Annotated in this window: 18 protein-coding genes and 1 pseudogene; 15 read left to right on the top strand and 4 right to left on the bottom strand. The window is 66.4% G+C overall.

Annotation, left to right across the window (positions count from 1 at the left end; translation table 11 throughout):
- Nucleotides 1–110 precede the first annotated feature (110 nt).
- On the top strand, nucleotides 111–380 hold the full coding sequence (locus ACT53Q_RS11770) for a hypothetical protein (RefSeq protein WP_476186824.1): 270 nt from the start codon (nucleotides 111–113) through the stop codon (nucleotides 378–380).
- Between the two features lie 124 nt (nucleotides 381–504).
- Here ACT53Q_RS11770 and ACT53Q_RS11765 read toward each other — a convergent pair whose 3' ends face one another.
- From ACT53Q_RS11765 to ACT53Q_RS11755, 3 genes are read right to left on the bottom strand one after another with little or no spacing between them, the layout of a single operon-like run.
- Nucleotides 505–1,164 (bottom strand): response regulator, encoded by a 660-nt coding sequence (locus ACT53Q_RS11765; RefSeq protein ID WP_476186823.1) that lies wholly within the window; start codon nucleotides 1,162–1,164, stop codon nucleotides 505–507.
- Nucleotides 1,161–1,883 (bottom strand): sensor histidine kinase, encoded by a 723-nt coding sequence (locus ACT53Q_RS11760; protein WP_476186822.1) that lies wholly within the window; start codon nucleotides 1,881–1,883, stop codon nucleotides 1,161–1,163. The genes ACT53Q_RS11765 and ACT53Q_RS11760 overlap by 4 nt, the downstream gene beginning before the upstream one ends.
- On the bottom strand, nucleotides 1,880–4,258 hold the full coding sequence (locus tag ACT53Q_RS11755) for a serine/threonine-protein kinase (protein WP_476186821.1): 2,379 nt from the start codon (nucleotides 4,256–4,258) through the stop codon (nucleotides 1,880–1,882). The genes ACT53Q_RS11760 and ACT53Q_RS11755 overlap by 4 nt, the downstream gene beginning before the upstream one ends.
- Before the next feature lie 378 nt (nucleotides 4,259–4,636).
- Here ACT53Q_RS11755 and ACT53Q_RS11750 point away from each other — a divergent pair, with 378 nt between their 5' ends.
- From ACT53Q_RS11750 to ACT53Q_RS11715, 8 genes are all read left to right on the top strand, one after another.
- Nucleotides 4,637–4,903 (top strand): hypothetical protein, encoded by a 267-nt coding sequence (locus ACT53Q_RS11750; protein WP_476186820.1) that lies wholly within the window; start codon nucleotides 4,637–4,639, stop codon nucleotides 4,901–4,903.
- Between the two features lie 450 nt (nucleotides 4,904–5,353).
- The gene (locus ACT53Q_RS11745) at nucleotides 5,354–6,340 is read left to right on the top strand and encodes a chromate resistance protein ChrB domain-containing protein (protein WP_476186819.1); all 987 of its coding nucleotides are present in this window, start codon (nucleotides 5,354–5,356) and stop codon (nucleotides 6,338–6,340) included.
- 29 nt (nucleotides 6,341–6,369) lie between these two features.
- Complete coding sequence (locus ACT53Q_RS11740; RefSeq protein WP_476186818.1) at nucleotides 6,370–7,038, top strand: ferric reductase-like transmembrane domain-containing protein; 669 nt, start codon at nucleotides 6,370–6,372, stop codon at nucleotides 7,036–7,038.
- Nucleotides 7,039–7,097: 59 nt separating this feature from the next.
- The gene (locus tag ACT53Q_RS11735) at nucleotides 7,098–10,343 is read left to right on the top strand and encodes a FlgD immunoglobulin-like domain containing protein (protein ID WP_476186817.1); all 3,246 of its coding nucleotides are present in this window, start codon (nucleotides 7,098–7,100) and stop codon (nucleotides 10,341–10,343) included.
- A 16-nt stretch (nucleotides 10,344–10,359) separates the two neighbouring features.
- Nucleotides 10,360–11,262: a TolB family protein gene (locus ACT53Q_RS11730; RefSeq protein ID WP_476186816.1), complete on the top strand. Its 903-nt coding sequence runs from the start codon at nucleotides 10,360–10,362 to the stop codon at nucleotides 11,260–11,262.
- Nucleotides 11,259–12,428, top strand: coding sequence for a FlgD immunoglobulin-like domain containing protein (locus ACT53Q_RS11725; RefSeq protein ID WP_476186815.1), 1,170 nt, complete (start codon nucleotides 11,259–11,261; stop codon nucleotides 12,426–12,428). The genes ACT53Q_RS11730 and ACT53Q_RS11725 overlap by 4 nt, the downstream gene beginning before the upstream one ends.
- 263 nt (nucleotides 12,429–12,691) lie before the next feature.
- Nucleotides 12,692–17,125 (top strand): RHS repeat-associated core domain-containing protein, encoded by a 4,434-nt coding sequence (locus ACT53Q_RS11720; protein WP_476186814.1) that lies wholly within the window; start codon nucleotides 12,692–12,694, stop codon nucleotides 17,123–17,125.
- Nucleotides 17,125–17,601 carry an Imm42 family immunity protein gene (locus ACT53Q_RS11715; RefSeq protein ID WP_476186813.1) on the top strand — a complete coding sequence of 159 codons (477 nt, stop codon included), beginning with the start codon at nucleotides 17,125–17,127 and terminating at the stop codon, nucleotides 17,599–17,601. Before ACT53Q_RS11720 ends, ACT53Q_RS11715 begins: the two co-directional genes overlap by 1 nt.
- Nucleotides 17,602–17,642: 41 nt before the next feature.
- Here ACT53Q_RS11715 and ACT53Q_RS11710 read toward each other — a convergent pair.
- Nucleotides 17,643–17,777 (bottom strand): annotated as a pseudogene (locus ACT53Q_RS11710) (IS256 family transposase); the annotation flags it as partial.
- Nucleotides 17,778–17,832: 55 nt separating this feature from the next.
- Here ACT53Q_RS11710 and ACT53Q_RS11705 point away from each other — a divergent pair.
- The 6 genes from ACT53Q_RS11705 (at nucleotide 17,833) to ACT53Q_RS11680 (ending at nucleotide 23,388) form a co-directional block, all read left to right on the top strand.
- Complete coding sequence (locus tag ACT53Q_RS11705; protein ID WP_476186842.1) at nucleotides 17,833–18,132, top strand: RHS repeat domain-containing protein; 300 nt, start codon at nucleotides 17,833–17,835, stop codon at nucleotides 18,130–18,132.
- 83 nt (nucleotides 18,133–18,215) lie between these two features.
- Nucleotides 18,216–18,482 carry a hypothetical protein gene (locus ACT53Q_RS11700; RefSeq protein ID WP_476186812.1) on the top strand — a complete coding sequence of 89 codons (267 nt, stop codon included), beginning with the start codon at nucleotides 18,216–18,218 and terminating at the stop codon, nucleotides 18,480–18,482.
- 74 nt (nucleotides 18,483–18,556) lie between these two features.
- Nucleotides 18,557–18,865 carry a hypothetical protein gene (locus ACT53Q_RS11695; protein ID WP_476186811.1) on the top strand — a complete coding sequence of 103 codons (309 nt, stop codon included), beginning with the start codon at nucleotides 18,557–18,559 and terminating at the stop codon, nucleotides 18,863–18,865.
- Between the two features lie 539 nt (nucleotides 18,866–19,404).
- Nucleotides 19,405–20,793, top strand: coding sequence for an SWIM zinc finger family protein (locus ACT53Q_RS11690; protein ID WP_476186810.1), 1,389 nt, complete (start codon nucleotides 19,405–19,407; stop codon nucleotides 20,791–20,793).
- Between the two features lie 7 nt (nucleotides 20,794–20,800).
- Nucleotides 20,801–22,312, top strand: a complete 1,512-nt coding sequence (locus tag ACT53Q_RS11685; protein WP_476186809.1) for a DUF5691 domain-containing protein — start codon at nucleotides 20,801–20,803, stop codon at nucleotides 22,310–22,312.
- Nucleotides 22,309–23,388 carry an ATP-binding protein gene (locus ACT53Q_RS11680; RefSeq protein ID WP_476186808.1) on the top strand — a complete coding sequence of 360 codons (1,080 nt, stop codon included), beginning with the start codon at nucleotides 22,309–22,311 and terminating at the stop codon, nucleotides 23,386–23,388. Before ACT53Q_RS11685 ends, ACT53Q_RS11680 begins: the two co-directional genes overlap by 4 nt.
- Nucleotides 23,389–23,395 lie beyond the last annotated feature (7 nt).

Raw genomic sequence — 23,395 nt, 5'->3', positions numbered from 1 at the left:
GGAACTGGTCCGAACCCGATACCATCACCACAGGACTCACCGCCTGAGTGGCTACAAAATCCGTACGCAGGTCAGAGTGCCTCACGTTCGAGTTCGCGCCGGATCCGGTGTTGCTCGCGTTCCGGCATGCGCATCCCGACCTGCGGTCGAAGACGCCGGGGCATGTCGCGGTCGGTTGTTTCTGGACGAGTGCGAAGCGCGAGGGCGATGACCTGCTCGTGTCGTTCACGAGTGCGACGGGCGACATCGCCGAGTTGATGCGATCGTCGCCGTCGGTGATCGCCGTGTTCGTCGACCTTGCCTGCAAGGTGCACGGGGTCGCCCATCTCGTCGACGAATGGCAGGCCTCGACGCCGCTGTCGACGGGGTTGCCCGACTGAACCGGCATCGCCCGGCATGACGGTGCCTCGTGGTGTGCGGCGATGCGTGTCGCGACGCCATGCCGCAGCCGCCGTGACGGATCGCGCGTGCGCCTGCGTGTAGCATCCGCGCGTCAGATGTGCATCAGATGCGCGCGACGAGCCCGAGTCGCGCCGCTTCCACCGCGGCTTCGGCGCGGCTGTTGACGTTGAGCTTGCGGTAGATGCTTTTCAGATGGTCGGACACGGTGTGGCGGCTGATTTCCAGCCGTTCCGCGAGTTCCGGCAGTCGGCAGCCCTTGCTGACCAGCACCAGCACTTCGCGTTCGCGCGCGGTCAGTTGCTCGGCGCCGGCGTGCAGCGGTTCCGGCGGCGCGTTGAACACGCGCAGCAGGCGTTGCGCGATGGCAGGCGACAGCGGCGGTTCGCCACGGAGGATGCCGTCGAGCGCGGCGCCGAGGCGTTCCTCGGGCTGGTCCTTGAGCAGGTAGCCGTGCGCGCCGGCGCGCAGCGCGGGGAACACGTGCGCGTCGTCGCCGAACAGGGTCGTGACCACGATGACGCAGCGCGGATGCTCCATCGCGAGCCGGCGGATCAGGTCGACGCCGCTGCCGTCGGGCAGGCCGAGGTCGACCAGCGCCACGTCGGGCGACGGGCCGGTCTCCAGTTGCCGCCGCGCCTGCGCGAGCGTGCCGGCGCAGGCCACCTGCACGCTGGCGAAGCGCTGTTCGAGCAGGCGCATGAGCCACGCGGACACGTCGGGCAGGTCTTCCAGGATCAGCGCGTGGGCCGGGATCGCGGTCATTGCGGCATGCTCTCCGTGTCGATGCCTGCGGGATATCCCGTCGATGCGGGAGCGACATCCGGCAGCGGAAAGCGCAGGCGCACCTTGGTGCCGCCGAGCGTGCCGGCCTGCCAGCGGATGTCGCCGTGCAGTTCCCCGGCGCGCGTCTGCATGCTGCGCGTGCCGCGTCCGCTGCCGATGCGCGCGGGATCGAACTGCCCGTCGTCGGTGACTTCGAACACCAGGTCGTCGCCGACGCGATCGATCACCACCCGCAGCCGATGCGCCGCCGCGTGGCGCAGGGCATTCGTGATCGCTTCGCGGCCGATGCGGAACAGGTGCATGGCCTGCGCCGGATCGAGTGGCGGATCGGGCAGGTCGTCGGCCTGGCGCCAGTCCAGCGCGATGTCGCGGGTGTCGAGCCGCTGTTCGGCTTCCTCGCGCAACTGCGCCAGCGCTTCGAGCAGCGTGCCTTCGACGCCGCGTTCGCGGGCGAGGATGGCGCGCAGGTCCTGCAGCACTTCGCGCACCAGCTGCTGGTGCTCCGGTTCGCGCACGCGATGCAGCAGCGTGAGCAGGCGGCTGCCGATGTCGTCGTGCAGGTCGTCGTGGATGCGCCGACGTTCCGCTTCCAGCGCCTGCGCGAGGTCGACCTGACGCTGCAGCGCGGCGACGAGTTCGCGGGTCTCCCCGGACGGCGCGGATCTGGCGGTGCGCCACCGTCGCCACCACCGCATCATGCCGGCGCTCCTGCCGCGAGCAGCCGTTCGCGGTTCTTGCGCGTGCGTGCGTGGTCGGCGCCGAGGTTCGCTTCGAGGATGGCCTGCGCCGCGCGCAGTTCCCGCACCGCGTCGGCCTTGCGGCCGGCACGGGTGAGGATCTCGCCGAAATTGCTGCGGAAGATGCCGACGTAGGGATGGCCCGCGCCCAGCGCGCCGGTGGCGTCGTCGAGCACCGCGCGCATCGTCGCGATCGCTTCGTCGTGGCGGCCGCGCTTGGACAGCAGCATCGCGAGGTTGCTGCGCGGCGCGAGGCGTTCGGGATGTACGTCGCCGCCCTGCGCTTCCTGCACGGCGACGATGGCGCGCAGCTGCGCTTCCGCCTCGTCGAACTTGCCGAGGTCTTCGAGCACGTAGGCGCGCTGGTTCATCGCCATCAGCGTGTTCGGCGCGTCGTCGCCGAAGCGTTCGGTGGTCGCCTGCACCAGCGTGTCCAGCAGCGGGCGGGCTTCCTCCAGTGCGCCGCGCTGGATCAGCAGCGCGGTGAGGTTGTTGAGCGTGACCAGCGTGCTCGGATGCCGCGGCCCCAGCGTCTCGCGCCGCGCGGCGTAGGTCTCGCGGTAGATGGCTTCGGCCTGCTCGGTCTTGCCGAGACGGTCGAGGATGCCGCCCAACTGGTTGTACGCGTACAGCGTGAGCGGATGGTGCGCGCCGAGCGTCGCCCGCCGGCGCTGGTACACCTCGCGTGCCAGCGGCTCGGCGGCGGCGAATTCGCCACGGTACTTCAGCAGGCCGGCGCGGTTGTGGCGTGCGGTCAGCGCGTCGGGATCGTCCGCGCCGAGGGCGCGCGCCGCGCGTGCGTCGGTCTTCGTGGCCAGCGCATGCGCTTCGTCGATGCGACCTTCCGTTTCGAGCATCGTGGTCAGTGCGATGCCGGCGCGCACGGCGATGCGATCGTCGGCGCGTTTTTCGGCCGACTGCAGGATCGCGCGCAGCCGCTTCTCGCCTTCACCCGGATGTGTCTTCGGATCGATCGCGGCCGCGGCGTTGATGCGGATCGCCTGCGTGTCGAAGGCCGATTCGCCGCGCAGGCGGGTGGACAGCGCGTCGGCGGCTTCCAGCAGGTCCGTCGCCTGGTCGGCCTCGCCCATGTGCAGCAGCGACGTGCCCAACGTCGATGCCAGCGCCATGCGTGCCCCTTCGGGCAGCCGCGACGCACGGCTGAGATAACCCTGGCGCGTGATCGCCAGCCACTCGCGCATGCGCAGGTCGTTGCCGGCGCCCTGTTCGGGATCGGCCGAATGCAGCATGTCGGTGAGGAAGTCGTTGACCGCGTCGCGTTCGGCCAGGCGCAGTTCGGCGATGCGTCGCGCTTCGGCTTCGGCCAGCGCCATGCGCGTGGACACCACGGTCGCGACGACCAGCGTCGCGATCATCATGGCCGCCGAGATCGACAGCGCGCGGTGACGGCGCACGAACAGGCGCGTGGTGCGCCACAGGCCAGGCGGCACGGCTTCCACCGGGCGGCCTTCGGACCAGCGCCGCAGTTCGTCGGCGAGTTCCGCGGCCGAGCCGTAGCGGTCCGCGGGATCGTGGGCGATGGCCTTCATCACCACGGTGTCGAGCTCGCCCTGCGTCGCCGGCGCGATGCGGCCCAGCGGCACCGGCGCGCGCGCGGCCACCAGCTTCATTGCGGCGACCACCGACGTGGTGTCGGTGAGGCCGGGGTAGGGCAGCGCGCCGCCCAGCAGTTCGTAGGCGATCGCGCCGAGCGCGTAGACGTCCCAGCGCGGATCCGCCGGCGCGCTGCCGTCAAGTTGCTCGGGGCTCATGTACGGCAGCGTGCCCAGCACCGCGCCGGCGGTGGTCACGCGGGTGAGGTCGCCGCGTTCGAGCGCGGTGGCGATGCCGAAGTCGATGATGTGCGGCTGGTCCTGCGCATCGACGAGGATGTTCGACGGCTTGAGATCGCGATGGATCACGCCGCGCGTGTGGGCGAAATGCACCGCGCGGCACAGCGCTTCCAGCAGGCGGATGCGTTCCCGCAGCGGCGGTGCGGATGCGGCCCAGGCATCGAGGCGGCGGCCGTCGACGTACTCCATCGCCAGCCACGGCACCGGCCCGGACGGGCCGTCGACCGCGCCCGATTCGTACAGCCGCGCGATGCCGGGGTGTTCGAGCATCGCCAGCAGCTCGACTTCATGGCGGAAGCGCGCCGCCAGTTCGGGACTGGCGAGGCTGCCGTTGAGGATCTTCAGGGCGACGTTGCGCCTGGGCACCGCCTGGCTGGCGAGCCACACGGTGCCATGGCTGCCTTCGCCCAGCAGCGATGTGCGCCGGAAAGGGCCGAACGCGGCGCCGTCCGGGTGTGTCCCCTCGTCGACCATGATGCTCATCCCCCTTCTGGCCCGATTGTAGAAGAAAACGCCGGGCGGTTGGCGCGGCCGCGACGTCGGGCGCTTGCACGCGCCAAGCCCGGCCGTCGGGCGCAGACTGCGCGATCCCGGGTTGCGTGCGTCCGCCTCGTTTCAGGTGCGCCGGATCGGTTCATGCGCACATGGCCTGTTGCGCGGACGTCATCGATCGTCTTCGCGCTGTGCTTCGGATGTGTTCACTGCATGTGCGGAAATTCGCTGGCTCGACGTGCAGAGGTCTTGCCTTTCGATCCCGCCATCGTTGCAGCGGAAACGCAGTCGACGGTGTCGATCGTGGTGCCGGCATGAAGGTTGCATTTTCCTGCGCGGGGTGAATCCCGGCGCACAGGAGCGGAGCACATGCCCTGCAAGGCAACGCACAAGACGACGGTCATCAAGGTCACGCCAACCGCGAAGGTGAAAGTGTCCAGAGAGATCACCGAAACGGAAGGCACCTCGGCGAACGAGGACGTCCTGCCGCAGGGCGATCACCGCGAGGTGCAGACGCTGCTCGTGCAGTACCGGACGGCGGATTTCGACGACGACAAGACGCGCCCGATGCAGCAGATCTTCCATCCTGCCTGCCGCGGATCGACCAGGAACGAAACGAGCGGGGCCGGTTCGTGAGCGACGACGCTCGACGCTCCTCCTGACGCGACCGCGACGACGACCCTGGCTACGGCCGTTCCGGCGGCGGCAGCCAGCACGGCCATCACCACGTGAAACGGATGGCGGGAACGATCGACGCCGACCGCTGCCGATGACGCGGGTCCCGGCGGTGGCAAGCCTGTTTCGACGATCCAGGTCCGACAGGCATCCCTGCAGGCCACTGCCAAGGGATGCGCTCGTGCTCGCGGTGAACATTCCCGTAGCGGGACGCGTTTGCGTTGTGATAGCGTCCGCGAAAATTCCTGCGTCCGCGCCCAGGGTGCGGTGCGTTGTCCCCGAACCTTCCGGGAGTTCCCGGGCTGGATCCGGTCTCAATCCGCGCGCCGAGCGTCGTCCAGGATCGACGGCAACCAGAACAAGGATGACCATTGGATGTCGGAAGTGCCGAGACGAACCGCGCGATTTGCCTTGTGTCTGGTCGCATGGCTGCTGTTGGCGGGGTGTGGCGTTTCCACCCACCCGCAGGCAGCGGTGGTCACCGAATATGGTCTGGGGCCCGACAAGTGGGCGACCGCCTGGCTGATGACCCGCCACGCCGTGCCGGGCGCGGCGCTGAAGGTGGTATCGCAAGGCAAGCCGCTGGTGCCCGGGCTCGCGTTCGACGTGCCGACCTCGCCGCTGCGCCGCGATCGTGACCACGCCGCCTTCCAGGCCGTGGTCGAGCATTACAAACTGACCGACCCGGACCTGCTGCGGATGGCGACGATCGTCCGCGACATCGAGGTCAACTACTGGGGCAACCCGGACGCGGCCGAGTCGCCGGCCGTGGAGACCGCCTTCCGGTCGATCCAGCAGCGTCACGGCCGCTACTCGGTGGCGCCGGAGTGCTACCTCGCGTTCTACGATCGGGTCTTCGATGCGGTGCACGCCCAGCGCACCAGCGGCAAGGCCCTCGACGCCGACAGCCTGAAGGTCGATTGCCACGCGCTCGCCAGCCAGGACGCGCAGGGACCGCTGGTCCCGGAACTGCCGATCGAGACCCTGCTCGCCGAGATGAAGGCCGGCAAATCGGTGGCGTTCGTCGACGTGCGCGAGCCCGAAGAATTCGCCGAAGCCCACATTCCCGATGCGCTCAACATCCAGCTGCGCGAACTGGGCGAGGACGACCTGGCGAAGCTGCGCGGCGTGGACTACGTCGTCAGCTACTGCATCAAGGATTTCCGGGGCTTCGAGATGGCGCGCTCGCTGCGCGATGCAGGGATCGGCAATGCCGTGATCCTCAATCCCTACGGCATCAAGGGCTGGATCGCGGACGGCCTGCCGACCGTCGGCCCGAAGGCGATGACGCCCGTCGCCGCGCACCAGCGACTCGCCCGATGCATGGACTCGCTGCAGGCCTGCAAGGACAGTGCCGAGGCGGTCAAGCCTGCGGCACCCGGGAGCAGCGCCAAATGATGACGCAGACCACGACCCGCATCGTCCGGATGGTGCTCGCGCTGGTGTGCTTTGCGCCGCTGATCGTCTGGCTGGCGTCGGTCCAGCATCCGCTGTCGTATGTCCGCTTCGGGGGCATGCCGCCGGGTCAGCAGCTGTATCTGGTCGCCAAGCTGGCGGGCCTGCTGGCGTTCTGCCTGTTCTGGACGCAGTGCGTGCTCGCGCTGGCGCGGCATGCGCCGATGCTGCCCGGATTCCCGGCCAGCGATCTGCGCCTGCATCGACGCCTCGGCTTCACGACGGCGGGCCTGATCCTGATGCACGTCGGTTGTTTCCTCGTCGCCACTTCGATGCGCACCGGGCATCCGGCGTGGGACTTGCTGCTGCCGGTGTTCGATCAGGGCTTCTACAAATTCAACATCGGCCTCGGCGTGGTCGCGTTCTGGCTGGTCTGCGTCACCGTCTTCGCCGGCTGGCGCACGTCCCGGGGCGGCCGTCGCTGGAAGGCGATCCACTTGCTCTGGCCGGCCGTGTTCGGCCTTGCCTTCTGGCATGCGTTCACCATCGGGACCGAGTCCCGTTTCGGCGGCATGCGTTATCTGGTGCTTGCGCTGGTCGCGAGCCTGACGGTGGCGGCCATGGCGCGATGGTTCCGTTCCCGTCGACGACCGCCTGTTGGCGGCAGACCTTGGAACAACGGCGTCACCCCGGCTTCCTGATCGACACGCAGCAAGTAGCACGCAGCACGCTGTTTCTCCCCGTTTCCGGAGATCACCCCATGCAAGTTCCGAATCCGGCTTCCCTCGGCGCTGCGATCCCGGCCAGGCGATGGCCGGGCGTCATGGCCGTCGTCGCGATCGTCTGCCTGCTGGCCGGTCTGGTCATCGTGCCCAAGAGCCACGGTGCCGAAGACGACCTGCAACTCTACCCGCCGGAATCGTCGAACTTCGGCCGCGTGCTGCGCGTGTCCGGCATCGCGAACCCGGGACAGGCGGTGCGGATCGAGGCGAATGGCGAGGTGGTGGCACGCACCGTCGCCAACGAGAGTGGGGACTTCGCAGTCGCCTTCACCCCGGTGCGCGGGATGAACACGATCCAGGCTGTCGAGGACGGCCGGTTCTACCCGGCGCATTCGGCGGCGTTTCGCGTGCGGCAGGATGCGCCCCGCATTCTCGATCGGCCGATTGCCGTGTCGAACGCCGCCAACGCGACGGCGTCGACCCATCGCAACATCGTCATGAAGGTCACGCTGGCCGCGCCGGTCATCACCACGCCGCCGGCGACGACCACGGCCAATCCCATCACGCTCAGCGGCACGGCGCCGGCGAGCAGCACCGTCAACTTCTACGTCAACGGGCGCTACACCCGCGCGGTGACAGCGACGGCCGGCGGCACGTTCTCGACCTGGGTGCCGCTGGAGGACAGCCTCAACAGCGTCTATGCGGTCGCGACGAGTGGACCCGACACCAGCCCGGCATCGAACACGGTCCAGACGACCTACACCAATTCGATCGCGCGTACCTACGCGACCGGCACCATCTCGGTGCCGACGGTGTGGACGGCGGGCAGTGCGCCGACCTACACGATCAACGGCACCCAGACCATCAGCAGTACCGGCGCGCTGTGGATCCAGCCGGGCGTGACGGTGAGTGTCACCGGCAACTACAAGCTGCTGACCAACGGCGGCGAGATCGCGATCCGCGGGTCTTCGACCGCACGCGTGACGCTGCGACCGAGCACTGCGCTGTGCACGAACTCGTCGCCGCAACGCAGCGACTGGCCAGGCATCGAAGCCACGGGCTCGACTGGACGCGTGTCGATCGAGTATGCCGATGTCTACTGCGCAGCCAACGGTCTCTACTTCAACGGTGGCACGGGATCGGCACGGTATTCGAAATTCCTGAACAGCGCCAATGGCGTGCAGACGAAGGGCACCAGTTCGTCGGCCATCATCGCGCCGCTCATCTCGGGCAACAACGAGTTCCAGGGCAACACGAAGGGCATCCTGGTCTCCACCGACAGTCGCCCGACGATCTCCGGCAGCAATGTCTTCACGAGCAATTCCGAAGGCATCCGCGTCACCGGCAACGCGACGGCGGCCAACAATCCGCTGCCCGTGATCAACGGCAACAGCTTCTACGGCAACTCGACGTACAACCTCTACACCGAGAACTTCAACAACAACAACACGGTCGTGCTGGACGCGACCGGCAACTGGTGGGGAAGCGCCGACCCCGGGGTGATCATCGCCACGATCCGGGAACGCAGTGCAAGCAGTTCTTCGCCCTACGTCAACTACGCCGGGTTCCTCAACGCCGCCGGCGGCACGGCGGCCTACACTGGCAGCACGCTCGTGGGGCCGGTGACCGCGACTTCGACGCTGGCCGCCGGCGACTATCTGATGCTCAGTGACATCCCGGTGTCTTCCGGCGTGACCTGGACGATTCCCTCGGGAACGGTGATCCGCTCGGTCGCCGCGCGCCGCATCGTGGTCTCCGGCAGTCTTCAGGCGTCGGGCACCAGCACGCAGCGGGTGCGTTTCACATCCGCGAAGGACTTCCCCGCGAAGGGCGACTGGGGCGGCATCGAAGTCGCGACGGGCGGCACGGCGACGCTGAACTATGCCCGCGTCGAATACGCCAGCAAGGGCGTCTTCTTCAATTCGGGGCAGGGCACGGTCACCCATTCGCTGATCCGCTTCTGCGACAGCGGCATCCATGTCGCCAAGCTCAGCAACCCGACCATCAACCTCGGCAACGAGATCTCGAACAACACGTACGGCATCTACGCGGACGCGGCGGGTGCCGGCACATCGGCCAACAATCCGCAGCCGGTGGTCAACGGCAACAGCCTGTTCGCCAATGCGTCCTACAACGTCTACACGGTCAACTACGTTGCGCCGAAGCAGACCTTGAACGGTACGGGCAACTGGTGGGGCACGGCATCTCCATCCGGGATCGCCGCCACGATCAACACCACGCCATCGTCGGCGACCACGGTCAACACGACCGGCTACCTCACGGCCGAACCGTTCCTGCCGGCGATCAACCTGACGAGCTTCGCGCTGAGCGTGCGCGAAGTGCGGCCGATCGTGTCGACCACGCCGGCCTCCGGCACGTTCACGCTCAATCGCGGCGGCACCGTCACCTTCCAGATCAAGCGCGACTCCGACGGCGTGGTCGTCCGGCAGTGGAGCCAGTCCTTCGTCGCCGGGTCGAATGCGTTCAGCTGGGACGGCCGCGACGATGCCGCGCAGCTGATCCCGCAGGGCGCGTATCGCGCTGTGCTGACCGCGACCGATGGCCTCGATCCGTTCGTCTACGACGCCCCGGTGCCGCCGGTCGACACCAACAACACCGGCGGCATCGGCTCCCCGCCTACGACGTTCAATCCCTACACCGGCGAGCAGTACAAGCTCAACGTGACGTTCCAGAGCCCGACCCTCGCGTCGCTGCTGGTCACGCCGCAGAGCGGCGCGCCGTTCTACGTGTTCCAGAAGGTCTACTACCCGGCGGGCTCGAACTGGGTCTACTGGGACGGTCGTGATCCCAACGGCGTGCTGCTGACCGTGCCCGCGACCGTGTGGGTGGACGATGGCCAGATCATGCGGACAAACGGCATCTACGTGTTCTCGCCGATCGTGCAGATCACGGGAACGAGCGCAGCCCCGAACATCGAGGTGCGTTCCGACCCCTACCTCATCACCAGCAGCTACGAGCAAAACGCGAAGATCGTGTATCGCATCAGCCTGGATGCGACGGTGCGGGTGACCCTGTTGCCGCCGGGCATCGTCGATCCCGCGAGTCCGTCGGCCATCGTGCTGGTCAACAACGAATCGCAGACCGCGAAGGATGGCAGCAACGCCCCGATCGACCACACGGTGGAGTGGCGCGGCTACAACACGGCCGATCCGAATGCGGTCCTGGTGAGCACCGACGGCGCCTACACCTTCGCGATCGAAGCGACGCTGCCCGCAACCGGGCAGAAGACGCTGTATCGCGGCATCCTCAATATCGTGCAGTGATCGGACCGAAGATCGGATGAAACGCCCATCGTTCCATGCACGCAGCACCGTCCTTGGACTCGCGGCGGCGGGGCTCGGCATCGTGCTGGCCGGATGCCGCCATGCGCCCTCGAACGCGCCCATCGCGTTCCTCGCGCAAGGCGATGGGCGCTGGCAGGTGTGGTGGATGCCCACGCCGGAGGCCGCGCCGAAGCAGGTCACGCACCTGCCGCAGGACGTCGCGAAGCTGTCGTGGTTTCCCGGCGGGCAGGAGGTGCTGGCGAACCTGCAGGACGGCCGTCTGCTGCGCGTGAACGTGCGCACCGGCGCCACGCAGCCGGTGAACTTCCCGTTCGCGGGCATCCTCGATGCCGTCATCGGGCCGGACGGCCAACGGGTCGCGTTCTCGATGAGCCTCGCCGACAGCAATGATCGCAACGACATCTGGACCTACGATTTGGTCAGCGGCGAGCGTCGCAAGCTGTTCGCGATGCCCGGCCTGCAGCACGAGCCGGCGTGGAGCCCGGACGGCAAGTCGATCTATTTCCTCTCCGGCAAGGGCCAGCAGACGCACGACATCTGGCGCGTCGACGTGGCGTCGGGCAGCACGGAGCAATTGACGGTGAACAGCCTGTACCATTTCGACCTGGCCGTGCGCGGCGACGGCTCGCTCGCCTATTCCGGCAACCAGGGCGGCAACTACGACCTGTGGCTGATGTCGCCCAAGGGCAAGCCGGAGCGCCTGATGGATGACGCGGCGCTCGATGCGCGCCCGTCCTGGTCGCCGGACGGCGAGTCGCTGGTGTTCGAGTCGACGCGCGAAGGCGCGATCCCCGACCTGTGGCGCTGGGACGAAGATACCCGGCAGATCAAACGCATCACGCATATCGCCGGCGGTGCGCGGATGCCGGTCTGGGCCGTCGCGGGAGATCGCCGATGATGCGCATCACCGGTGCAATCGCCATGCTGCTGTGCCTGGTCGCGACGACCGCCTGCGACTCGCAGGGGTCGAAGACTGCGGCCGGCGGCCAGGCCAAATCCAGCCTCGTCATCGCGCAGGTCCGCGCGGACCGCACGGCCTTCGATTCGGCGAAGCAGGAGTTTGTCACCCTCCGCTTCAACCTCAACGAACCAGCCGACGTGACCCTCAGCGTCTACGACGGACGCGACCATCAGGTCTATCGGCAGGAAGCGAAGCACTTCGAAGCAGGCGATCGCTCTCTCACCTGGAACGGCATGGACGGGCAGGGGCATCCGGTGCCGCCCGAGGCCTACGCCTACACGCTCACCGCGAAAAATGGCCACGGCGAAACGTCTCACGACCTCACCGACCTGACCGGCGGCGATCTCCTGACCGTGAAGGACGTGCGCTGGGATGCCGGAGCGGGCGTGGTGCGTTACACGCTCGACCGGCCTGCGCGCGTCAATCTCCGTCTCGGCCTGCAGGACGGGCCCTACCTGCGCACGCTCATCGACTGGGTGCCGCGCAGCGCAGGACCTCAGGAAGAGCACTGGGATGGCAAGGACGCGTCCGGCGTGCTCGCGCTCGGCAGCAACCCGGCGGTGACGCCGGTGGTCAAGGCGTATGCGTTGCCGGACAACACGCTGTTCGTCGGCACGCCATCCGATCGCCTGCAGTTCGTAGCCGAACGCACGGCGCCGGTGCTGCGCGAGCGAACCGCGCCCCGACAGGCGAAACAGATGTTTGACAACGCCCAGCAACCGCTGGAGACGCGCGGCGACCTGGTCGCGATCCTAGGTTTGGCTGGCAAGCATGGCCAAGACAAGGACGGCCGCTGGATCGTGTCTGGGGAGGTGCCGTTCACGGCGAACGTGCCGGAAGCTGATCGCCAGCGCGTGCTGCAGCGCCGCTTCGAGGCGGTGTTCTACGTCGACGGCGTGTTCACCCACGAGAACGAGCTGGGCTATCTGCCGCTCACCTGGACCTGGGACGCCTCGCAGGTCAATCCCGGCGAGCACTTCATCACCCTCAACATCCGCGGCTACGAAGGCAACTTTGGTGCGTCGACGCTCAAGGTCGTCGTCGAACCGAAGCCGGTCGCCGCCATGCCCACGAACTCCACTCCGAAGCAGGAGCACCCATGAGTCTCTTCTCTCGACAGGCATCGGCCATGCGGACGCAGGCGAGTGGACGAACAGTGGCGACACTCCGTTCCGTATGGCTCGGCCTGCTAACGACGCTGGCATTTGCATGCCTCTTCAATGCAGGGTTGGTGCGCGCGAATGGATTTGGTGGCTCGGTAGCGGGAAGCGGTGCGCCAACTCGCGAAGATCGGCCGTGCGCAATCTGTCCTCTCGTAAAGCCTGCATTGGTTAAGTCGCGCGTTGAATCGGGAGTGGGAGACCCGGTGTGGGCATACGACGGCAGCTTGCACTTGAGCTACATGGATCTTGTCGTTGGGCGTAACTTTCCCATCAAGATCGTGCGCAACTATGACAGTCGCTCCGAATACGACAGTTCAATTGGATACGGTTGGTCATTCGCCTTCGACCGTCGGCTTTTCGAATATCCAGACGGTTCAATCGTTGTCAGGTCGGCATCGGGCAGCAAGTCAAAATTCGTTTATTCGGGGGGCGCATACGTGGCACCGCTCAATGGCGCTCAGGGGACACTGACGGCGTTGGGGAGTGGAGCGTACGAGTTGCGTTTGGCGAACGGCGATATTGACCGTTACGATGCCGACGGACGTCTGTTCTCGATTGTGGCCGCCAGCGGCGCGAAGCTGGAACTGCTCTACGACAGCCGCGGCCGGCTGCCGCTGATCGGCACCTCGCCTCGGGCGCTGGATCCGAACACGCCGATGGTCGTGGCCTACCAGCCACGGGTGACGCGCATCCAGGAGCGTGGCGCCGACGGCACGCTGACCGGCTACTACGTCGATTTCCAGTACAACGACACCACCGGGCGCGTCACCTCTGTGACGGCCAGCGACGGGCGCGTGGTGAACTACGGCTTCGACGTGACCGGCACCGCGACGCGCGGCAATCTCGTTTCGGTTTCCGGGTTGACCGACTACAGCCAGACGTTCGCCTACACGGTCGACGCGAACAATCCCGATCCGCACAACGTCACCTCGATCACCGACGGCACCGGTGCGACGCCCGTCGTCAACCAGTACGACAGTTCGGATCGGGTCAAGAAGCAGACCGAAGGATCTCAGATCCTGGACTTCGTCTACGGCAACCTGACGACGACGGTGACGCAGACGGTGAAAAACTCCTCCGGGAGCACCATCCAGACGCGGGATACGACCTATGTGTTCGCTGCTGGCGGCTACTTGACGAAGATCACCGACCCGCAGGGCAATGAAACACGCTACATCCTGGATGGCAATAAAGACATCACGCGCACCGAACTGTGGGAGAAGCAGGGCAGCAACCTCGTGCTTCTGAAGGCCGTGGACAACACCTACAACGGGTTTGGCCAGACGCTGACCGAGACGGTGACGCTAGACAGCGTCGGCGGCCAAGCCGCGGAGGTGATCACCACGACCTGGACCTATGACAACGGCTGGGTGGCGAGCGTCCAGACCGTCTCCAGCAAATACAGCCAGATCTTCCGGACCGAGTACACCTTCAACCGAGACGCCCAGAACCGGCCGGTGTCGATCGCGTCGGTGAAGCGCCGCAAGGACGACGGCACGTTCGCGACGACGAGCTTCACGTATTGCACGGCAGCCGAAGCAGCAGCTGCGAACAGTACGTGCCCCGACACGGTGCTGGTCAAGCAGGTCGACGGCCCGCGCACCGACGTGAGCGACGTCGCCACGATCACCTACTACGGCACCACCGACACCAGCGGTTGCAGCGGGACGGGCAACTGCTGGCATCGCGGCGACCGCAAGACGATCAACAATGCGCTGGGCCAGAGCATCACCTTCCTGCGCTACGACGCCGCGGGCCGTGCGGTGAAGGTGCAGGACGCCAACAGCGTCGTCGCCGAGCTGGAGTTCCACCCGCGCGGCTGGCTGAACCAGCAGATCGTGCGCGGTCCGAACGACACGGTGACGACGGACGACCAGATCACGACGTTCGACCACGACGCGCGTGGCAACCTGACGAAGGTAACGTCGCCCGACGGCAGCTTCGCGACGCTGACGTATGACGGCCGCGACCAGCTGACGCGGATCGACGATCAACTGCAGGGCTGGATGGTCTACAAGTATGACTCTGCCGGCAATGTGGAGAGTCGCGAGTGGCGTCAGGGCACGGGTGGATCGACCCTCAAGCGCTCGCAGGCGCTGACGGTTGACGCGCTGGACCGGGTGGTGCAGGCGACGGGCGGCACGGCGGGCAACACGGCGTCGCTGACCTACGACGCCGCAGACCGGCAGACGAAAGTCATCGACCCGAACAGCGTGCAGGCGACGCAGACCTATGACGACCTGGACCGCTTGATCGCGACGGTGTCCGACAGCGGCAGCGGTGGCCTGCTGGTGACGACGGGCATGGCCTACGACGCCATCGGCCACCTGCGCAGCGTGGTCGACCCGAAAGGTCTGACCACGAGTTACGTCTACGACGCCCTAGGTCGGATGACGCAGCAGTCCAACCCGGATAGCGGCACGACGAACTACACGTACGACGACGCTGGTAACCTCAAGACGAAGACCGACGCGCGCAACATCTCCGCTACCACGACCTACGATGCGCTGAACCGGCCGCTGACGGTCACGTATCCGACGACGGCGGAGAACGTCACCTACGTCTACGACACCGTCAACGCGGTATGCACCGCGGGCGAGACGTTCGCGCTGGGTCAGCTGACGAAGATGACCGACCAGAGCGGCACCACGGAGTACTGCTACGACCGGTTCGGCAACCTGATGCGAAAGGTGCAGACGACGGGCGGTGTGGCGCACGTCGTGCGCTACACCTACACGCTCGCGAACCAGCCGGCGAGCCTGACCTACCCGGACGGCACGCTGGTGGACTACGTGCGGGACGCGAACGCCCGCATCAAGGAAGTCGGGGTGACGGTGGCGGGCGGCACGCGGCAGGTGCTGGTGGGCAACGCGACCTACCTGCCGGCAGGCCCGGCGAGCAGCTGGCAGTTCGGCACCACGCGCACGCTCACGCGCACCTACGACCAGGATTACCGGGCGACCGGAGTGCGCGATCCGGGTGCAGGCGGGCTGGACATCGGCTACGTCTACGACAACGCGAGCTACCTCAAGCAGATCACGACACAGAGCACGTCGGCGATCCGCGCGAAGTTCGACTACGACACGCTGGGCCGACTGCTGGACCGCAAGAACGCAGCGGACGTGATCCAGGAAAGCTACACCTACGACGGCACCGGCAACCGGCTGACGACAGGCACGTGGCGCACGATCGCCGATCCGAACGCACCGCCCGGTGGCGGCGGAACGATCGATCAATTCACCACCGAGACGTATGCCTACTCGCCGGCGAACCATCGCCAGTCAGGCAGTGGTGCGAGTGAACGGGAGTACGATGCGGCCGGCAATCTCCGGAAGATCAATCCGAACGCACCCGGCGGGAATCCGGATCGGGAGTACGTCTACAACGACGCCAACCGGATGAGCCTCGCGAAAGCCGGCGGCGTGCTGCAGGCGACGTACCTGTACAACGGCTTCGGCGAGCAGGTACAGCGGCAGACGGGCGTCACGACGCGGTTCGTCTACGACGAAGGCGGCAGCCTGCTTGGGCAGTACGACAGCACCGGCGCGGTCGTGCAGGAGTACGTGTACCTCGACGGCATCCCGGTCGGCACGATCCTGTCGACGTCGCAGGGCACGGGCAACGCGAGGTTGAAGTGGGTACAGACCGACGCGCTCGGCACGCCCCGAGCCATCGTTGACCCGACGCGGAATCTCGCGATCTGGCGCTGGGACGAGAACAGCGAGGCGTTCGGGAACAGCGCGCCGAACACCGACCCGGACGCGGACGGCACGAGCTTGGTGTTCGACCTGCGGTTCCCGGGGCAGCGCTATGACGCGGCGAGCGGGCTGTACTACAACTACTATCGGGATTATGACCCTGCGACGGGGCGGTACGTCGAGAGCGATCCGATCGGGTTGAGCGGTGGAATCAGCACTTACGGCTACGTGGGCGGGATGCCGACTGGGGCGATTGATAGGATGGGATTGCTGTATGCCGAGCGCTATGCAGCTTATTTTGCTGCGGGTGGTTTCATGTTGGGCGCAGGGATTTCTGTAGGTTTGGTTACGGTGACTCTCGGGTTAGATACCCTCGCCGTACCTTTGCAGATTGGCATCCCCACTGTGGCAGGCGCTGTTCTTGGTTATAGTCTCGGAAGGAGTATTGATATTGCGCTTGCTTTATGGGACGCGTACCACTCGCCTGCATCAGTGACAATGTTCCCGCCTGTAGTTTTAAGCCAATCTACGGGCACAGAAGGGTCGTCATGCCCAACAGAATCTGGGGCCGCTCTAGGCGGACTAACGGGGAGTCCTAATCCTGACGACGGTGATGGCGATGATGAGGCGAGCTCCAAGGGCGAAAAATACGAAAATCCAGGACATCATGACCCATCGGGAGGAGGGCCAAATTCTTACAACCGCACAAAAAGCGTTCTCCCTGACAATCATCAGGAGCTTTGGAACAACAGCAGGCTAGGACCTGATGGAAACAGATGGACAAAGGTGGGAGAAGGAAGAAAAGCTGTTTACCACCGTTTTCAGAGCGATGGTAATGGAAATTGGCATTGGAACGGGTCGACAACAGGAAGAACTGCAAGCGGCGCATCGAGAGCAATAAGAATCAACGATGTGCCAAGCTCAGTACGGAGGTGGTGATGAAATTTCTTATTGGAGAAAAATCGAAATTTGCAATTGAGGTCGAGATAACAAAACCCGGTGCCTCGCCGTTTGGCTTCGTTTTAGTCTGGATTAACGGCATATACATTGGTGCCCATGAGGACGGAGTGCCTCTCCTGGTCTTTCTTCACAGAATAAAGAGGGTTTTGGATTTGGAGATTAATGGTTGCAATTTTCCTGATGATGCCAGTGATGTGTTTTTTCGAAAGATGCTCAAAGGAGAGATTGAGGATGGTGACAAATATCGGCTTGGACTGGGCGAGTCATTCGACGATTTTTCAATCATTGGATATAGGAGTGATTCAGATGTAACGATTATTTGGTGCATTAGTGAATCGCCATTCTTTGAGTATCCAGATTATCCAAAGGGTGTTCATTCTGCAGTTATTCCTATCGATGTTTTTACAGGCGTTTTATCTCGATTTGAGCAATTCATTGTTCTGCCGATGGCTTAGCGTCGTTGGGGTCTGCCAAACGAACTGTGTACTCTCGGATTTCACAGCGCGCTCAGCGGCACCCGTTCTTCGCCGGGCATCACTTGGAAGCTCTGCAACCCAGGCTTCCAGTGATGGATCGATTTCCTGTTCCTCGACGCTTCCCGGACGGCCAGGAACAGACCCTTGAAGGCCGTAACCCCCACATAGGGCGCGCCCAGGCGCGCCCCAGGTGGGCAAGAGTTGTATTCGATGGACGAAGGCTTCGACCTTTCAAGGCCGAATACGCTTTTTTCCAGAACTGCTTTCAACGCCAACAGCGTGATCGCCGAGCTGGTGTTCCACCCACGTGGCTGGCTGAACCAGCGGATCGTGCGTGGTCAGAACGACACGGTGACGACGGACGACCAGATCACCACGTTCGACCACGATGCGCGCGGCAATTTGACGAAGGTGACGTCGCCCGACGGCAACTTCGCGACGTTGACCTACGACGGCCGTGACCAGATGACGCGCATCGACGACCAGTTGCAGGGCTGGATGGTCTACTAGTACGCTCGGCTGGTAATGTCGAGAGCCGCGAGTGGCATCAGGGCACGGGCGGATCGACTCTCAAGCGTTCGCAGACGTTGACAGTGGACGCGTTGGACCGGGTGGTGCAGGCCGCGGGCGGTACGGCCGGCAATACCGCGTCGCTGATCTACGATGCCGCGGGCCGGCAGACGAAGGTGACCGGCCCGAACAGCGTGCAGGCGACGCAGACCTGTGACGCCTTGGGCCGGCTGATAGCGACGTTGTCCGACAGTAGCAGCACCGGCCTGATGGTGACCACTGGCATGGCCTGCGACGCCGTCGGCAACCTGCGCAGCGTGGTCGACCCGAAGGGCCTGGCCACGAGCTAAGTCTGCGATGCCGTCTATCGCTGTATGCGCCATGCACGAGACGTTCGCACTCGGTGCGACAAGGATTCTGGAAAGTGGATGCAAAATCCGGATTTGATTTGATCGCGAGCTCCGCGTCAGCCTTTCTTTGCGGATTCATCGGGCCGTACTTGTCGACGATTTTTTCTTTCTTCCTTCCTTTTTTCGGGCGTCGCTTGACGAAGGAAAATTGGAGGATGATGAAGAAAAAGTCTCCGACGGCATTTGGATTCCTGTCGTCCTTGTTCGTTTCATGCCTTGTTGCTTTCATTTGCTTGCGCCAACTTGAGTATATGCTCGGCGTTGTTGCAATTTTGTTCGTTTTGGGTATTTCTGCCTCGATGAAATTGAAGACAAAAAATTGAAAGCGGCAGTGTGTCCGGAGTCGGTTGTCATCGGGCGCCGACTTTGCCGAGCCTGCGGCTTGGGCATGGGACGTATCCCGACGCCAGTCGTAAACGATGGCGGGCGACAGATCGCCACGTCCGACCACGACGCTTGCGGCTGCCTCACGGTGTGGCGTCAACCGAAGTCATTTTCGCGACGCCAACCTGCAAGGCCCGCGATCAGCTGATCCGGGTCGTCGACCAATCACGGGGCGGAACCGTCTGCGTCCGCGAGGCAGTTGGCGATGTCGACGGTTGAGCGAGGTAGCATCGGCATATCCATCCAATGGCGTGGACTGGCAGGCGAAGACGACCAACCCGACGACCCATCATCCATGCCATCGTGCCTGCAGCGAACATCCGGTCGAACATTCTCGCAGCACACCTGCGCCGCCCCGTTTGCGCGCTCCACGAATTCGCATAAGCTCTCCGGCACCTCGTGGAGCCCCTGCGCCGGATGATGCGATCCCTGCCGCCCGTGACATTGCCGCACTCGACGTCGATCGGGCGGAGGTAGCGTGGCGTTGACCCTGGCGGTGGTGCAGTCGCTCGCACCGGATCAATCGACGCTCGCGTCCGCCGGCAAGTTGCGGCAGCCGAAGCAGTGGGTGAAGGTCGCGCGCAGCGAGGGCTTCGGCGTGATCTGGGGCGAATGCCAGGGCTCCGGCGCCAATCCCTACTTCGTGGTCGCGGAACTCGTCGACCACGGCTACAAGTGCACCTGTCCGTCGCGCAAGTTCCCGTGCAAGCACGTGCTGGGGCTGATGTGGCGTTTCGCGGAGGCGCCGGAAGGCTTCGCCGACGATGCGCCGTCGCCGTGGGTGCAGGAGTGGATGGGGCGTCGCAAGCGCGGCGGCACACGGCCGGCAGTGGCGACGGAGGGTCCGGCGAAGGATCTCGACGCCGCGCGCGCGGATGTGGCGCCGGACGCGCCGCCGTCGGCCGAAGAACTGGAGAAGCGCGCGAAGGCTGCCGAGCGCCGGCGTCAGCAGGCCGACGAGGCGGTGCGCGCCGGGCTCGACGATCTGCGCCAATGGACCCGCGACCAGCTGCGCGGCGGCGTCGCCGCCTTCGTCGACGAGGCCGGCCCGCGCTGCCGGCGCATCGCGGCGCGCCTGATCGACGCCAAGGCCGCGATCCTCGCCTCGCGGGTCGACGAACTGCCCGCGCGCCTGCTCGCGTTGCCCCGCGAACTGCGCGCCGAAGCTGCGCTGCTGGAGTTCGGGCAGTGGACGCTGCTCGCGCGTGCCTGGGCCGCGACGCCGGACGATCCCGACGCGCGTTCATCGCTGCTGCAGGCGCCGACGCGCGACGCCGTGCTCGGCGATCCGCAGGCGCTGCGCGTGCGCAGCACGTGGGAGGTCTGCGGCTGCCAGGTCGAGACGCGCCGCGACGGCCTCGTCGCGCAATCGACGTGGCTGCTGGATGTCGGCCACGACGCGCCGCGCTTCGCGCTGCTCCTGGATTTCTTTCCCGCGACTGCCGGTCGGCGCAGCGCCGCGTTCGTGCCCGGGCAGCGCTTCGCGGCGGAACTGACCTTCCATCCCGGCCGTGCGTCGCTGCGGGCGCTGCTCAGCGACGGCCAGGCCGGTGGCGACGCCATCGCGACGGGCGCGCGCCCGCAGCCGCCCGACGATCCGCTGGCGCTGCATCGCGCGCACCTCGCCCGCGTGCCGTGGGCGATCCAGACGCCGTTGCTGCTCGGGCCCGGCCGGCTGCTGCGCGATGCGCAGGGTCGCCTGTGGTGGCGCGGTGCGGGCGAGCATGCGCTGCCGGTGGCGCCGCTCGACGACGACGCGCTGTGGCGCGGCCTGGAATGGCGCTCGGCCGTCGCGCTGTGGAACGGCTTCCAGGCGACCGTGCTGCGCATCGACACCGCGATGGGGGCGGCGTGGCCCGATGCATGACGCGACGTTGACCACTGCGATCGAACGCCTCGTCGCGCGCTGGCTGGTCGGTGGCGATGCGCCTGCCGAGGCCGATGTGCCCGCCGAATGGCGCGACGCGCTCCCGCCCATCGACGAACTCGCGCTGCTGGCGATAAGTACGCAGGCGCGGCAGTGCGTGCTGGCGCCGATCGTGCCGGCGTCGGCGCAGCCCGGTCTCGCGCTGCCGATGCCGGCGCTGGCCTTGCTGCCCGATCCGCTGCGCCTGCGCTTCCGTCGGCTGGTGCGCAGCGTGTCCGCACCGACGCTGGGCGCGCTGCTGCACCTGCTCGCCGCGCGCGGGCGCATGGCGCATCCGTTCGACTGGCGTCCGCAGCCCGATCACGACGATCTGCCCGAGGTCTACGCGCCGCTGCGCGCGTGGGAGGCGGCGCAGCGCACGCCGCGCCGCAGCAGCGCCGGCGACCATGACGACTGGGACACGCTGCTCCCGTCCGAACGTCGTCGCCTGCTGCAACGGCTGCGCGCCGAAGATCCCGCCGCCGCGCGCGAACGACTCGCGACCGGGCTCGCGGGCCTGTCGGCCGAACACCGTTTGCCACTGGTCGAAACCCTGGCGATCGGATTGGGCGCCGATGATCTGCCGCTGCTCGAATCGCTGGCCACCGATCGTTCCGAGAAAGTGCGGCAGGTGGTGGCGCGGTTGCGTGCGCGGCTGGGCCTGCGGGTCGCGCTGGCGCCGGAAGAAGAAGCCGAGGTCCGCACGTGGTTCGACGTCGGCAGGACCGGCCTGATCCAGCGGCGCACAAAGGTGACGTTGACGCCGCTGAAGACGCGGCCGCAGCACGCCGCGCGCTGCGCGCGGCTGGCGCAGCTCGGCTGGTCGGACCTGTGCGCGCTGCTGGGGCTCGACGCCGATGCGCTGGCCGAGGCCTGGACGCTGGCCGACGAAGACGATCCCGCAATCTTCGTCTGCGCCGCGCAGACCGCGCCGGACCGCGCGGCGCTCGCGCTGCTGCGGCGCGTGCTGTCGGGCGAACTGGCGCTGCCGATGACGGCCGAGGTGCAGGCCGCGATCGAGGCGATCCTGGCGCGCTTGTCCGACGCCGCGCGCGCCGACCTCATGCGCGAACAGCTCGACGCCGCCGGCCTCTTCGATGGCTATGCCGCGCTGCTGGCGCTGATGCCGGCCGCCTTGCCCGGCGCCGGGCCGGATCTGCGCAGACTGCGCCGCAGCCCGCGCTGGCGCGGCTACGAGCAGGCGCGGGAGCGGCACCAGGGCGACGGCGGCGGCGCAAACACGCGCTTCGCGCAGGAAACCGCCGCGCTCGCCGCGCTGCTGCCGCATGCCGCCGCGCAGGAGCTGCTGCGTGCGCTGGTCGACGCGGGCATCTCGCCCGGCGACCCCGCGCTCGATGCGCTGCATCTCAATGTCGAACTGCCGCCCGGCGCTGCGCCGGCGCCCCCGATCCACGCCGCGTCGATCCACGCCGCGTCGATCCAACCCCAGTCGAATCCATTCCCGGGAGACTCCCCATGAGCGAACTGCAGCGCACGACTGCGGAACAGACCTACGCCGCCGAACTGGCCGCGCTGTGCGCCGACGACGCGCGTCCGCGCCCGGCCAACTGGCAGATGTCGCCGCAGGCGGTCGTCACCTACCTGATGGGCGGCCAGGCCATCGACGGCACCGTGATTTCGCCGAAGTACGTCGGCAACCGCCGGCTGATCGAATCGGCAGTGGCCACGCTCGCCACCGACCGCGCGCTGTTGCTGCTCGGCGTGCCCGGCACCGCGAAATCCTGGGTGTCGGAACACCTCGCCGCGGCGATCTCCGGCGATTCGTCGCGGGTGATCCAGTGCACCGCCGGCACCGACGAGAACCAGGTGCGCTACGGCTGGAACTATGCGCAGTTGCTCGCGCACGGCCCCTCGCGCGATGCGCTGGTGCCGACGCCGCTGTTCCGCGCGATGGAGGCGGGCACGCTGTGCCGCATGGAAGAGCTCACCCGCATGGGCTCGGAAGTGCAGGACACGCTGATCACCGTGCTGTCGGAACGGATGATGCCGATCCCCGAGCTCGACCAGATCGTCCACGCGCGCCGCGGCTTCAACGTCATCGCCACCGCGAACAACCGCGACAAGGGCGTGAACGAACTCTCGGCGGCGCTGAAACGGCGCTTCAACGTGGTCGTACTGCCGCTGCCGGACGACGCGGACGAGGAAGTGTCGATCGTGCATCGCCGCGTCATCGACATGGGCCGCAGCCTGGACCTGCCGGTGCCGGCGAACGCCGCGGACGAGATCGCACGCGTGGTCGCGATCTTCCGCGAACTGCGCGACGGCAAGACCCGCGACGGCAAGACCGCGCTGAAGACGCCCACCGGCAACCTGTCGACCGCCGAAGCGATCGCGGTGATGGTCGGCGGACTCAGCCAGTGCCACCACTTCGGCAACGGCCGCCTCGGCGCCGAGGATCTCAGCGCGAACCTGGTCGGCGCGATCGTCAAGGATCCGGTGCAGGATCGCGCGGTGCTGGAGGAATACCTCGAAACGGTGCTGAAGAAGTGCAGCGACTACGCGGCGTATTACCGCGCCATGCTCGACGTGATCTGACCCGCGC

The sequence above is a fragment of the Lysobacter sp. DMC97 genome (genome assembly GCF_056313745.1).
This window is presented reverse-complemented; position numbering and strand designations above follow the sequence as displayed.